The sequence below is a fragment of the Pseudomonas sp. Pseusp16 genome (assembly GCF_047324915.1).
In the GTDB taxonomy this organism is placed as follows: domain Bacteria; phylum Pseudomonadota; class Gammaproteobacteria; order Pseudomonadales; family Pseudomonadaceae; genus Aquipseudomonas; species Aquipseudomonas fluorescens_CD.
Map to the genome: position 1 here is coordinate 528,919 of NZ_CP168522.1, position 12,979 is coordinate 541,897.

The 12,979-nt window shown below is 61.5% G+C and carries 14 protein-coding genes; 4 read left to right on the plus strand and 10 right to left on the minus strand.

Annotation, left to right across the window (positions count from 1 at the left end; translation table 11 throughout):
* Nucleotides 1-75: 75 nt before the first annotated feature.
* From ACEN8Q_RS02195 to ACEN8Q_RS02210, 4 genes are read right to left on the minus strand one after another with little or no spacing between them, the layout of a single operon-like run.
* On the minus strand, nt 76-366 hold the full coding sequence (locus tag ACEN8Q_RS02195; RefSeq protein ID WP_413428857.1) for a (2Fe-2S)-binding protein: 291 nt from the start codon (nt 364-366) through the stop codon (nt 76-78).
* Nucleotides 367-373: 7 nt separating this feature from the next.
* Nucleotides 374-1,168, minus strand: a complete 795-nt coding sequence (locus tag ACEN8Q_RS02200; protein WP_205887700.1) for an ABC transporter permease — start codon at nt 1,166-1,168, stop codon at nt 374-376.
* Nucleotides 1,169-1,174: 6 nt separating this feature from the next.
* A complete protein-coding gene (locus ACEN8Q_RS02205; protein ID WP_413428858.1) occupies nt 1,175-2,044 on the minus strand; it encodes an ABC transporter permease in 870 nt (289 codons plus the stop codon).
* Entirely contained in the window at nt 2,041-3,066 is a 1,026-nt protein-coding gene (locus ACEN8Q_RS02210) for an ABC transporter ATP-binding protein (RefSeq protein WP_413704423.1), read from the minus strand. The genes ACEN8Q_RS02205 and ACEN8Q_RS02210 overlap by 4 nt, the downstream gene beginning before the upstream one ends.
* 245 nt (nt 3,067-3,311) lie before the next feature.
* Here ACEN8Q_RS02210 and ACEN8Q_RS02215 point away from each other — a divergent pair, with 245 nt between their 5' ends.
* Entirely contained in the window at nt 3,312-4,148 is an 837-nt protein-coding gene (locus ACEN8Q_RS02215) for an IclR family transcriptional regulator (protein ID WP_413428860.1), read from the plus strand.
* 123 nt (nt 4,149-4,271) lie between these two features.
* On the opposite strand, the gene ACEN8Q_RS02220 is transcribed toward ACEN8Q_RS02215, so the two are convergent.
* The gene (locus ACEN8Q_RS02220; protein WP_413427491.1) at nt 4,272-5,024 is read right to left on the minus strand and encodes an anti-sigma factor family protein; all 753 of its coding nucleotides are present in this window, start codon (nt 5,022-5,024) and stop codon (nt 4,272-4,274) included.
* Complete coding sequence (locus ACEN8Q_RS02225; protein ID WP_413704424.1) at nt 5,021-5,527, minus strand: sigma-70 family RNA polymerase sigma factor; 507 nt, start codon at nt 5,525-5,527, stop codon at nt 5,021-5,023. The genes ACEN8Q_RS02220 and ACEN8Q_RS02225 overlap by 4 nt, the downstream gene beginning before the upstream one ends.
* 158 nt (nt 5,528-5,685) lie before the next feature.
* Between ACEN8Q_RS02225 and ACEN8Q_RS02230 the strand changes: the two genes are divergently transcribed.
* Both ACEN8Q_RS02230 and ACEN8Q_RS02235 read left to right on the plus strand, forming a co-directional pair.
* Complete coding sequence (locus ACEN8Q_RS02230) at nt 5,686-6,771, plus strand: catalase family peroxidase (RefSeq protein WP_413704425.1); 1,086 nt, start codon at nt 5,686-5,688, stop codon at nt 6,769-6,771.
* Nucleotides 6,768-7,313: a cytochrome b gene (locus tag ACEN8Q_RS02235; RefSeq protein WP_413427494.1), complete on the plus strand. Its 546-nt coding sequence runs from the start codon at nt 6,768-6,770 to the stop codon at nt 7,311-7,313. Before ACEN8Q_RS02230 ends, ACEN8Q_RS02235 begins: the two co-directional genes overlap by 4 nt.
* A 52-nt stretch (nt 7,314-7,365) precedes the next feature.
* Here the strand turns inward: ACEN8Q_RS02235 and ACEN8Q_RS02240 are convergent, their stop codons facing one another.
* Together ACEN8Q_RS02240 and ACEN8Q_RS02245 are read right to left on the minus strand one after the other, a co-directional pair.
* A complete protein-coding gene (locus ACEN8Q_RS02240) occupies nt 7,366-8,517 on the minus strand; it encodes a M14-type cytosolic carboxypeptidase (RefSeq protein WP_413427495.1) in 1,152 nt (383 codons plus the stop codon).
* Nucleotides 8,518-8,998: 481 nt separating this feature from the next.
* Nucleotides 8,999-9,340 (minus strand): DUF6124 family protein, encoded by a 342-nt coding sequence (locus ACEN8Q_RS02245; RefSeq protein ID WP_413427509.1) that lies wholly within the window; start codon nt 9,338-9,340, stop codon nt 8,999-9,001.
* Between the two features lie 129 nt (nt 9,341-9,469).
* Between ACEN8Q_RS02245 and ACEN8Q_RS02250 the strand changes: the two genes are divergently transcribed.
* A complete protein-coding gene (locus ACEN8Q_RS02250; RefSeq protein ID WP_413427496.1) occupies nt 9,470-10,117 on the plus strand; it encodes a LexA family protein in 648 nt (215 codons plus the stop codon).
* Nucleotides 10,118-10,156: 39 nt separating this feature from the next.
* On the opposite strand, the gene ACEN8Q_RS02255 is transcribed toward ACEN8Q_RS02250, so the two are convergent.
* Both ACEN8Q_RS02255 and ACEN8Q_RS02260 read right to left on the minus strand, forming a co-directional pair.
* Entirely contained in the window at nt 10,157-12,112 is a 1,956-nt protein-coding gene (locus ACEN8Q_RS02255) for an acetyl/propionyl/methylcrotonyl-CoA carboxylase subunit alpha (protein ID WP_413427497.1), read from the minus strand.
* Nucleotides 12,112-12,924, minus strand: a complete 813-nt coding sequence (locus ACEN8Q_RS02260) for a gamma-carboxygeranoyl-CoA hydratase (protein ID WP_085718284.1) — start codon at nt 12,922-12,924, stop codon at nt 12,112-12,114. The genes ACEN8Q_RS02255 and ACEN8Q_RS02260 overlap by 1 nt, the downstream gene beginning before the upstream one ends.
* Between the last annotated feature and the right edge of the window lie 55 nt (nt 12,925-12,979).

Genomic DNA, 12,979 nt, shown 5'->3' on the forward strand with positions numbered 1-12,979 from the left:
TGTTGACTGGCAGATCGCTTTCGCTGGCAAGCCAGCCCCCACAGGGGATTGGGTTTCTGCAGATGGAATGCAGGTTCATATCGATCGCCCCGGTTCGCGGTTGATGTGTTGCCCGGCTTCCAGCAAGGTCGAGCACGCGCGCACCCGGCGGCCATCGTCCAGGCGCACCCAGCAGTCCTGGCAGGCGCCCATCAGGCAGAAGCCGGCGCGCGGTTCGGCGCTGAAGTCGCTGCCGCGCAGGTGTTCGCTGCAGGTCAGCACCGCCGTCAGCACGGTGTCGCCGAGCAAGCCGCTGGCCGGTTGGCCGTCGAGGGTAAAGTCCAGGACCGGGCGGTCGCCTTCGGCCAGTCGTTTCAGCAGAGCCATGGCGCCCTCATTGTTTGCCCACCAGGACCCGATCCAGGCCATACACCCGATCGAGCAGAATCATGGTCAGCGCGGTCAGCGCGATGACCAGCGCCGACACCGCCGCCATCATCGGATCGATTGACTCGGTGGCGTAGACGTACATGCGTACCGGCAGGGTTTGCGTGGCCGGCGAGGTGACGAAGATCGACAGGGTGACTTCGTCGAAACTGTTGATGAACGCCAGCAGCCAGCCTCCGGCGACTCCCGGCAGGATCATCGGCAAGGTGATCTGGCGGAACAGCGTGAAACGCCCGGCACCCAGGGATTGCGCGGCGTGTTCGGCACTGCGGTCCAGTCCGATGGCCGAGGCCAGCACCAGTCGCAGCACGTACGGCGTGATCACCAGCACATGGGCGAAGATCAGCCAGGCAAAGCTGCCGTTGACTCCCATCAGCGCAAACAAGCGCAGCAACGCCACACCCAGTACCAGGTGCGGAATGATGATTGGCGACAGAAACAGCCCGTTGAAAAAATCCCGGCCGGGAAACTCGAAACGGGTGATCGCCAGCGCCGCCGGCACCGCAATCAGCGTCGCCAGACTGGCCGCGCTGAACGCCAGGATCAGGCTGTTGTAGAACGCATCGACAAAGTCGGCACGCTCGAACACCGCCCGGAACCAGCGCAGGGAAAACTCGGTGGTCGGCAGGCTCAGGGTGTTCTCCGGAGTGAAGGCAACCAGGCACACCACCACCAGCGGTGCGAGCATGAACAACACCACCAGGGCGTGAAACAGCAGGGCGAAAGGACCGTTCCTGGACATGACGAATTATCCCAATGACTTCTTGTAGCGGCCTTCGATCATGCGGTTCCACGACAGCATGATCAGCAGGTTGATGAGCAGCAGGGCTACGGCGATGGCCGCACCCATGGGCCAGTTGAGTTCCGACAGGTACTGGTCGTAGATCAGCGTGGCGACCATCTTCAGGCGGCGTCCGCCGAGCAGGCCGGGAATGGCGAAGGAGCTGGCGGCAAGGCCGAACACGATCAAGGTGCCGGACAGGATCCCGGGCATGACCTGGGGCAGCACCACCTGACGAATCACCGTGAAGTGGCCGGCGCCCAGCGACAGCGCGGCTTGCTCGGCGGCCGGGTCGAGTTTCTGCAGCGAGGTCCACACCGGTATGATCATGAACGGCAGCATCACGTGAACCAGCGCAATCACCACTGCGAACGGCGTGTACAAAAGCTTCATCGGCGAGCCCCCGAGAGCTTGCAGGACCTGATTGACCAGGCCGTCGGCGCCGAGCAGCAGGCTCCAGCCGAAAGCGCGCACCACCACCGAGATCAACAGCGGGGTGAGGATCAGGATCAGGAAGATCGAGCGCCATGGCGTGCCCATGCGGCTGAGGATGTAAGCCTCGGGAACACCGATCAGCACGCAGAGCAGGGTGGTCAGCGCGCTGATCCACAGGGTGCGCAGGAAGATTTCGTAGAAGTACGGGTCGCCCAGCAGGCTGCCGTAGTGGTCGACGGTGTAGGCGTCGCTCTTGATCCCCGAGCCGTAGTCGAAGACGTTGAACGACAACAGCAGCGTCAGCATCAGCGGGATCACCAGCAGGCTGAAATACAATGTCAGGGCGGGGGCCGACAGCAAGTAACCCTGACGTCCCTGGTGAATGGCTGCGAGTGCACTCATGCCGTCACCTCGTCGACACTCAGCACCCGCAGCAGCGCCGCGTCCCAGTCCAGGCCGACCGATGTGCCTTCGCTCAATGGTGCCGAACCGTCATTGCGGCGCACCACGCAGAGTTCGCCGAGAGTCGTCGATACGCCGTACAGCCATTGGCTGCCGAGGAAGAAACGGCTGCTGACCTTGCCTTGCAAGCGACCGTGGCCTGCATCGCGCAGATCGATTTTCTCCGGGCGCAGGCTCAGGGTCAGGTCGCCATCGCCACGTTCGCACACCTGAACCACACCGGCCGTGTCGCGCTCGCCGGGCAGCAGGTTGGCTTTGCCGACGAACCCGGAAATGAACTCGGTACGCGGGTGTTCGTAGAGGGTGTAGGGCGCGTCGATCTGGGTGATGCGCCCGGCCTGCATCACCACCACGCGGTCGCTGATCGACAGGGCTTCGGACTGGTCGTGGGTGACCATCAACGTGGTAATGCCGACTTCGCGCTGGATGCGGCGGATCTCGAATTGCATCTCTTCGCGCAGATTGGCGTCGAGGTTGGACAGTGGTTCATCGAGCAGCAGCACCGGTGGCTGGATCACCAATGCCCGAGCCAGGGCGACACGCTGGCGCTGGCCGCCGGACAGCTCCCGTGGATAACGCTCCGCGTGCTGGTGCAGGCGCACCAGTTTGAGCACCCGCTCGACCCGTTGCCGGATCTCGGCGTTCGGCACCTTGCGCATGCGCAGACCGAAGGCGACGTTGTCCTTGACGGTCATGTGCGGGAACAGCGCGTAACTCTGGAACACCACGCCCAGGCCACGACTGGCGGGCTTGGCATGGGTGATGTCTCGACCGTCCAGGACGATGCGCCCGCTGGTGACTTCGACGAAGCCGGCGATCATTTGCAGGGTGGTGGTTTTACCGCATCCGGAGGGGCCGAGCAGGGAAACGAATTCGCCTTTCTCCACCGAGAGGTCAGTGGCGACCACGGCGTCGATTTCGCCGTAGCGTTTGCCGAGTTTTTCAAGTTGCACAAAAGCCATGAGTGCGCCTCCACCTGAGATTGTTATGCGTCGCCCGCAGGCGCGCTTTCTTGTATGGGCAGATACGAAAAATGTTGCCGGGGTGCGTTGGCGCTCGACTTGAGTCGGCTGCCACTGTTGTTCGAATCGCCCCTGTCTGGACGCAGATTAGGACGAAGACTAGGATGGGCTCAATGGCCTATTTCACTGAAGCGATGACTATTTTCAGTTTCATTCGATGAGTAAATTAATTGACGAGAAAATCCATGGCAGATTCCATTGAGCGGAATGAAAATAAAAATGAAGTCGGCGTAGGTGCCGTCTCAAGACTGTTTGCGGTGCTGCGTGCGCTGGGCGATACGGTCGAGGGTGGCGAACGCGTGACGCAACTGGCCCAGCACATCGGTTTGTCGCAACCGACCACCCACCGCTTGCTGCGCAGCCTGATGGACGAAGGCATGGTCGAGCAGGATGCGCGCAGCAAGCGCTATCGGCTCAGCCTGGACTTTTTCGCCCTGGCCGCCCGCGCGGGCAACAGCGGCAACCTGCGCGAACTGGTGCGCCCGGCACTGCTGCGGCTATCAGCGTCGCTGGGCGATTCGTTGTTTCTGCTGGCGCGCAGCGGTTTCGACGCGATCTGTCTGGACCGCAGCGAAGGGCCGTTTCCGATCCGCACCTTTACCGGTGACATCGGTGGGCGGGTGGCCTTGGGCGTGGGGCAGGGCAGCCTGGCGATTCTCGCGTTCCTGCCGGAAGAGGAACGCGACACAGTGATCCACTACAACTTGCCGCGGCTCAAGGACTTCCATCTGTATGACGAGGTGTTCCTGCGCTCGGAAGTCGAGAACGTGCGCAAGCTCGGTTACGCCGGGCGCAACACCGGCGTGCTGCAGGGCATGGCCGGGGTGGCGGTGCCGATTCTCGATCGCGAGGGCCGGGCGGTGGCGGCGTTGAGCGTGGCGACCGTAAGTGACCGCCTGGGGCCGGATCGGTTGCCGACGGTGGTGGAGATGCTCAAGCGCGAAGCAGCGTTGATCGGGCCAAGGATCAATCCGTTCGATCCGCTGCTGCGGCGGCCGTCGCAGGTGTTTGGACAGAATTGAAACCACCACAAGACCAAGTGTGGGAGCGGGCTTGCTCGCGAAAGCGGTGTATCAGATAAGTGAATGTCGACTGACACTCCGCCTTCGCGAGCAAGCCCGCTCCCACAGGAGGTGGTGTTGTGTTCAGAACTGATTGGTCTGCCTCAGCATCTGCGCCATCGCCGTATCTGCCGGGCTGACCATCGCGTAGTTGTAGCCGCCACCCGACCAATATTCGGCCTGCAACCCGCCATCGCTACGACTGCCCCTTGGCAGCATGAAGTTTTTCGGTCCCGGTGGGCGCACGTAGAAGCTGATCTTTTGTCCCGTCAGGTTCTGGTAAACCACCATCGCTGCTGGCCCTTGATCGGTGCTGAGCAAGCGCCCGCTGACCGGTTTGAATCCGGCGCCGGCGAGGTCGGGCAAGCGATTGGCCCGGTTGAAATAGCGGTCGAGCCAGCCTTGCATATCGCCGTCATCGCTGGCCTTGTAGTCCGCCGGCAGGATCTCTTGCTGGGCAATCAGGCGATAGGCTTGCAGGGCGTCGGTCATTGGAAGCGGGGCGCCGACCAGGGTCATTTGTCGTGCCTGCCAGCCACTGAAACCGCCGATGCCGACAGCGATCAGCAGCACCGCGGCGCTGGCCAGGTGTCGGCGGGACTGACGTTTGAGGCGTTGGCGAATCAGTGCCGGATCGAGGTTCGGGTTGGCCGGTTGCTGCAAGGCACCACCAAGGGCTGCGCGCAGTTGCTGGGCGTCCAGTTGCCAGGCGCGCACTTGCGCGGACATTTCTGGATTGCTCGCCAGAAAAGTCTCGACCAGGCGTCGGTCGGCGTCGCTCAACTGGTGGTCGACATAGGCGTGCAGGTCACGCTCGCTGGGGGGCATGCTGATCATTTGAGTCTCCGCAGGGATGGGCGGTTGATTTCGCCATCGCTGAGTTGGCGCAGGGCCTGGCGAGCCCGGGACAGGCGGGACATCACGGTGCCGATGGGGACGTCGAGAATCTCGGCGACCTCTTTGTAACTCAAGCCTTCCACCGACACCCAGAGCAGCAGCGCGCGTTGCTCCGTGGGCAGTTGATCGAAGGCGTTGAGGGTGGATTGTGCCATCACGGTGCGTTCCACCGAGGGCTGGGGATCGTCACGCCCGGTGAAGAATTCGAGCATGCGCGTATAGCGCCGGGAGCGGCGGTGCGCATCGAGAAACTGTCGATAGAGAATCGAAAACAACCAGGCGCGCAAGTCGCCCTCGGCGCGTTTGCCGCCCCAACTTGACAGTGCCCGCTCCAGGCTCGCCTGTACCAGGTCGTCGGCGCTGCTCGGGTTACGCGTCAACGACACGGCAAACCGGCGCATACCGGGAATGATTTCTCTCAGTTTTTCGTCGATATCGTTCATCAGGTTCCGACAAGTCACTACGCTTGGGACTAGGAAGACGCCCCGTGCTGGAGGTTATTCCACGCTTGAAAAAATAAATACCGCGCATGGGAATAATCCTGTGTGCGGTTCGTCTGCTTGATTCTTCTCACTTGTGGCCGATGGCCCTGGAGTCTTTCATGGTAGATCGATCATCACCGCCAACCCGGCCACCCTTGAGTGCGGCGAGCCTGACGTTGCGTCTGGCTGGCATTGCCGTGGTCGTTGCCGCAGTGGCTGGGGCGTTTGCCTACGTCAACGGCACCTTCGACCCACAGCGCCTGACCCCGAAGAAACTGATCAACGTGCTGGAAACCAACAATGGCGTGCATCCGGGTTTCCGTCGCAACCATGCCAAAGGCGTGTGCGTGATCGGGCATTTCGAGAGCAGTGGCGAGGCGCGCAGCTATTCCAGCGCTCAGGTGTTCAACGAAGCACGGACACCGGTGGTCGGGCGTTTCGCCTTGCCGGCCGGTAATCCATATGCGCCGGACAGTGCCGTGCCGATCCGCAGCATGGCCTTGCGTTTCACTCAGGCCAACGGCCAGCAGTGGCGTACGGGGATGAACAGCATGCCGGTGTTCCCGGTGGGCACGCCCGAGGCGTTCTATCAGTTGCAGCAGGCCCAGTCGCCGGTTCCCGCTATCGGCAAACCGGACCCCGCAGCGGTGCCGGCGTTCTTCGGCTCGCACCCGGAATCTGCGCCGTTCCTGGCCTGGATCAAGACCGCCAAACCCTCGGCCAGTTACGTGACGGAAACCTACAACAGCGTCAACGCGTTCTATCTGGTCAATGCCGCCGGGCAACGCCAGGCCGTGCGCTGGAATATGGTGCCGATGGCCCAGGACGCACCAGGTGCGACGGCACCGGAAGGCAGTGATTTCCTGGAGAAAGACCTGGTTCAGCGCATCGCCGCCGGCCCGTTGCGCTGGCAGTTGAACATCACCCTGGCCAACCCCGGCGATCCGCTCAACGACGCCAGCAAGGCCTGGCCCGAGGGGCGCAAGGTGTTGAACGCTGGCACCCTGGTGCTGGAAAAGACTCAGCCGCAACTCAACGGTGAATGCCGTGACATCAACTACGACCCGCTGGTGTTGCCTGCCGGGATCGAAGGTTCCGACGACCCGTTGCTCGCCGCTCGTTCAGCCGGTTACGCCAATTCCTACCTGCGTCGCACCAGCGAAGTGGGCCAGTTGCCCGCCGCCAAACAGGAGGCCCAGCAATGAGCACCCAACCGAACCACTTCGCTCCGCTGGCGCGCCTGCTGCACTGGCTGATGGCGCTGATGATCATCGCCATGCTGTTTATCGGCGCCGGCATGGTCGCCTCGGTATCCGAGCGGCATGAGTGGCTGATTCATCTGCACAAACCCCTGGGCGTCGCGATCTTGCTGTTGGTGATCGTGCGACTGGTGGTGCGTTTTTCCACTACGCAGCCACCGCTGCCGGCGGACATGCCGGGTGTGCAAGTACTCGCGGCCAAGGCTTCGCATGTCTTGTTGTATGCATTGATGCTGGTCTTGCCGCTGCTGGGTTGGGCAATGATTTCGGCGTCTGGCGAGCCGGTAATGCTCAGCAGTTCGCTGCAACTACCCTCGATTGTGCCGGCGAACGCGCAGGTCTTTGCCTTCCTGCGCAAGGCGCACGGGTATCTGGCGTATCTGCTGTTTCTGACCGTGTTGCTGCATTTGGCGGCGGCGCTGTTTCACGGCTGGGTGCGCCGTGATGAGGTGCTGGACAGTATGTTGCGGGGTAGGGGTCGCGGTTGAAAGCTGCCGATCAATCATTGTGGCGAGGGGGCAAGCCCCTCGCCACAGGTGGTCAGCGCAGGGTATCGACCATATCCGCCAGCGTGGTCAGCACATCCTTGCCCAGCTGTTTCGAACGCTTGCCCGACCAACCGGTTTCCGCGTTCGGATGATCGTCGTGATCCTTGAACGGCATTTCCAGGGTCAGCGACAGACAGTCGTACTTCTGCCCTACGCTGTTGCAGGCCAACGTCATGTTAGCCTGGCCCGGTTCATCGCGGGTGTAGCCGTACCTGGTCTGGAAGTCCTTGGTGGTGTGCTTCAGATGAGTGCGGAAGTGCTCCTCGAGCTTTTCGATCCGCGGCGTGTAACCGGGGTTGCCTTCGCAACCGGCGGTGAATACGTGGGGGATTTCCTCGTCACCGTGGACGTCGAGAAACATGTCGACGCCGTATTTTTCCATCTGTTGCTGAACGAACAGGACCTCCGGGCTGATTTCCTGGCTGGCGCTCTGCCAGGCGCGATTGAGGTCCTGGCCCATGGCGTTGGTGCGCAGGTGGCCATGGAAAGCACCATCCGGGTTCATGTTCGGCACCAGGTACAGGTCGGCGCTGGCCAGCAGTTTATTCAGCACCGGGTCGTCGTGTTTTTCCAGGCGTTCGATCACGCCCTCCATGAACCACTCGGCCATGTGTTCGCCCGGATGTTGCTGGGCAATCATCCACACCTTGCGCCGGCCTTCGGCCCCGGTGCCTTTGCGCAATAACTGGATGTCGCGACCTTCGACACTTTTGCCGGTGGCCAGCAACTCAGTGCCAGCCTTGCTCAGTGCTTGCTCGATCAGCCAGTCGTGGCGGCCACGGCTGTAGGGTTCGAAGTAAGCGAACCAGGCGTGAGTCTGCTCGGCTTCGAGGCTGAAGCGCAGGCAGTCGCCTTCAAAAATGGTCGGTACGCGGAACCAGTTGACGTGATCGTAGGACGCCACCGCCTGATAACCGGTCCAGGCCTTGTTATAGGAAGACTGGCTGGCATTGTTCAGGCGAAACCAGTGCTCCTGCCCGACATGCAGGCCGCTGGCCTTGAAGTGGAACCACTGGAAATGAGCACTGCGAGTGTCCGGGCGAATGGCCAGAAGAGGTTTGAGCGGGTCGCTGATGTCGATGACTTGGATGTTGCCGCTGTCGAAGTTGGCAGTGATGTCGAAAGAGGATTTTCCCACGGTCATAATCGAGTCCTGAATATGATTTTTATGGCGGCTACTTTACACGCAAGAGTGGGGCGAAACCGAGGGAAATTGCGGGGTGCAGGGGGGGCGTCCTCCTTGACGCCGTCGCAGCTTAGAGGCTGTGCGATTGATTCTCAAGTGCTATTTGTCGCTGGTTTTAACCAATGATGCCGGGCTTCTCTTGCCAAGCGGCATTCTTTTGATATCATCCGCGCCATCGAATTTGCGACACCCGAAGACTTCATTAGCCTGAAGCCAAAAGCCAGAAAACTGGCAAAAAAAGACCCGGCAAAAAGCCGGGTCAAAAACCGTGATTAGCCTGATGAGGAGATAGTCCGGGAGACCGACCTAAGGTCACCTGGTCCATCGACTGATCTCGCGATCAGTCGATGCAATAATAATCATTCTCGTTTGCAAGTCAAACGTTTTCACCTGCGCGATAGGAAAATTCTTTCCTGTCCTCTCGATTTACCTTCTCACCTCAACCGTTTTCATACTTCTCCAGCGACCGATCGACCATCGCCTTGGCCATGTCGATCATATGCACAGCCGAAAACGCCAGGTCGCGGTTTGCGCCTTGCAGGTGATTGGCTGACTCGTACGCGGTGGCGGCAGCGCAGCGCAACAGGTCCAAGGCATGGACCAGTGCCTCTTCGCCGCTGATATTGCGGTTCACATCAAAAAAACGCAGCTCGGCAACGTCCTCTGAAATAGCTGGTTTCAAGTAATAGTCCAGCGCGCGTTGTGCCGCTGCTGAGCCTTGGGGCGAGGTGAGGGTGGTGTCGATTTGCATGTCCGACAGGTCATTGGCGGGTGGGTTCATGGTGATGGCAAACTCCGTGTTAGATTCAGATCCGTGAATCGATACTAATACGGACTGTATTTATGACGATAATTTAAATACTACAATTTGTGTTTTGATGGCCGGAGTCATCCACGTATCGTGCCGCACATGGATAAATGGATCGAATTGGTCAAGGCCAAGATGAGTGAACTCAAAATCACTCAAGAGATACTCGCCGAGCGCCTCGGGATGTCCCAGGGCGGCATTGGCCACTGGCTCAACAAACGTCGTGAACCCGGCATCGAAGACATGAACCGTGTACTGCGGGCGCTGGGCCTCGAGTTTCTCGAGGTGGCGCTGGTGATCCGGGAACCGCAGGCGTCAACAGACGACGATATCCCCCTGACACAGAAGTACAACCCGTACTTTCGCTACCCGATCAGTGACTGGCGCGAACCTGCCGAAGTGCGCGACGGCGAGGTCGCGGTGTATGCAAAGGGGCGCTCTGAGCTGTCCGATTACCACGCCCGGGGGGCTGCGTTCTGGCTGAGAGTGGCAGGCGATGCGATGACCGCACCCAATGGCATCAGCATCCCGGAAGGCATGCTGATTCTGGTGGACCCGGCCGTGGAAGCCGTGCCCGGCAAACTGGTGATTGCCCAGTGGCCGGACAGCGCCGAAGCCACATTCCGCAAGTTGATCGAAGAGGGCGGGCAGCGTTACCTGGTCCCGCTCAATCCGACGTATCCGAAAGCCTTGTACACCGAAGAATGTCGAATCATCGGCGTAGTGGTTCAGGCAACGACCAAGTTCTGATCAGATCGGTCCTCGCAGGGCGTAGGACCGATCTTCATTTCACGCTTCTTCCAGTTCGACCAGCGCACTGCCTTCGCTGACCATCTCGCCTTCCTGGCAATACAGCGCCTTGATCACCCCGGCGTGCGGTGCACGAATGCTGTGCTCCATTTTCATCGCTTCCAGCACCACCAGTTGCGCCCCGGCTTCGACCGATTGTCCGGCCTCCACCAGCACACGGACGATGCTGCCGTTCATCGGTGCGGTCAGCCCGCCGTGATGGCTATGGCTGGCCTCGACGGCGCTGATCGGGTCGTAAGCCTCGATGCGGCGCAACTCGCCATCCCACTGCAAATACACATACTCGCCACGACGTATGGCCCGGTGTTGAAGGCGCACGCCAGCATGCTCGGTCAGCAGATGCTCGCCCTTGAGCCGAGCGCTGTGGGCATCGATGGCGCCCAGCGTCAGCGCGCGGTCCTGGCCCTCACAACTCAAGTGAAGGGTGATTTCTCTCGGCAAGCCGGCACGCAGCCCACTACCTGCCGCCCATGGCGAACTCGGGTCATCGGCACGGGTTGCAGACGGTTGGCTCTGGGCAAACGCCTGGGCGGCTGCTTGCCAGAAATCATCGCTGAGTTCCGCTGGCGTCGGCAGCAACTGTTCCTGATAGCGCGGAATGAAGCCGGTATCCAGTTCGGCAGCGGCGAACGCCGGGTGACCGACGATGCGCCGCAGGAAATTGATGTTGGTCTTCAGGCCGCCGATGGCGAATTCGTCGAGCATGCTCAGCAGGCGCAAGCGCGCCTGTTCACGATCTTCGCCCCAGGCAATCAGCTTGCCGAGCATCGGGTCGTAGAACGGCGAAATTTCATCGCCTTCTTCAACGCCGCTGTCCACTCGACGCCCAGGCCCCTGGGCGGATTCGCGATACAGCTCCAGGCGACCGGTCGCCGGCAGGAAGTCATTGCCCGGATCTTCGGCATACAGTCGCACTTCGATCGCGTGCCCCACCAGCGGCACCTGATCCTGGGTCATCGGCAACGCTTCGCCGCGTGCCACGCGAATCTGCCAGGCCACCAGGTCGAGGCCGGTGATGGCTTCGGTAACCGGGTGTTCCACTTGCAGGCGGGTGTTCATCTCCATGAAGAAGAACTCGCCGCGCGCATCCAGCAAAAATTCCACGGTGCCGGCGCCGACATAACCGATGGCCTGCGCTGAACGCACGGCGGCCTCACCCATGGCGCGACGCAGTTCCGGGCTCAGGCCTGGCGCCGGCGCTTCCTCGACGACTTTCTGGTGCCGCCGCTGAATCGAGCAATCACGTTCGTTGAGGTACAGGCAGTTGCCGTGTTGGTCGGCGAATACCTGGATTTCCACGTGGCGTGGCTTGAGCAGGTATTTCTCCACCAGCATCCGCGAATCGCCGAACGACGATTGTGCCTCACGCTGTGCCGAGGCCAGGGCTTCGGCCAGTTGGCTGACGTCCTCGACCACTTTCATGCCTTTGCCGCCGCCACCGGCGGTGGCCTTGAGCAGCACCGGGTAGCCGATGCGCTCGCAGGCGGCGCGGAAGGTTTCCAGGTCCTGGGCTTCGCCGTGATAACCGGGCACCAATGGCACGCCGGCGGTTTCCATCAAGGCTTTGGCGGCGGACTTGCTGCCCATGGCGTCGATGGCCGAGGCAGGCGGGCCGAGGAATATCAGGCCGGCGCTTTCGATGGCGCGGGCGAACCCGGCGTTTTCCGACAGAAAGCCATAGCCAGGGTGAATCGCCTGGGCGCCACTGGCCTTGGCGGCAGCGATCAGTTTGTCGATTTGCAGGTAGCTGTCGGCGGCTTTGCTGCCGCCGAGGTCGACACGAATGTCGGCTTCGCGGCTGTGCCGGGCGTCACGGTCGGTGGCGCTGTGCACGGCCACGGTCGTCAGGCCCAGCGCCTTGGCGGTACGCATTACCCGGCAAGCGATTTCGCCACGGTTGGCCACCAGCAGGGTGGTGAGGACAGGTGCGCTCATCAACGGGGCTCCTTGGTGGTTTCGGCTTGCCAGCTCGGCGGACGTTTTTGCAGGAAGGCGCGCAGGCCTTCCTGACCTTCCGGGCTGACGCGGATGCGGGCGATGGCGTTTTCGGTGTAGCGGCGCAATGCCGGGGTCAGTGAGCCGTCGCCGACTTCGCGCAACAGATCCTTGCTGGCGCGCATCGCGGCCGGACTGTTGAGCAGCAGGTTGTCGATCCACTGCTCGACTTTCTGTTCCAGCTCGGCACTTGCATAGCTTTCCGACAACAGACCGATTTCCCGTGCCCGTTGCCCGCCGAAGCGCTCAGCGGTCAAGGCATAGCGACGTGTAGCGCGCTCGCCGATGGCTTGCACCACGAATGGGCTGATCACCGCCGGCGCCAGGCCGATGCGCACTTCCGACAGGCAGAACTGCGCGTCATCGGCACCGATGGCCATGTCGCAGCAACTGATCAGGCCCAGCGCGCCGCCAAAGGCCGCGCCTTGCACCACGGCCAGGGTCGGAACTTTCAGTTTGGCCAGGTTGTACATCAACTCCGCCAGTTCCCGGGCGTCATCGAGGTTGGTGGCGTAATCGAGTTCGGCCGATTGCTGCATCCAGGCCAGGTCGGCGCCGGCGCTGAAGTGTTTGCCGCGGCCGCGCACGATCAGAAACCGCAGGCTGGCATCGCTCGCGACTTTGTCGAGGGCGAGGATCAGCTCGCGAATCATTTCGGCGTTGAAGGCGTTGTTCTTTTCTTCACGGCTGAGCCACAGGGTGGCAAAACCACGCGGGTCGGTCAGCAGTTCGAGGGTGTTGAAGTCGCTCATATTGTCCGTCTCCACAACTCTGTTCTTCTGTAGGAGCGAGCTTGCTCGCGATGAA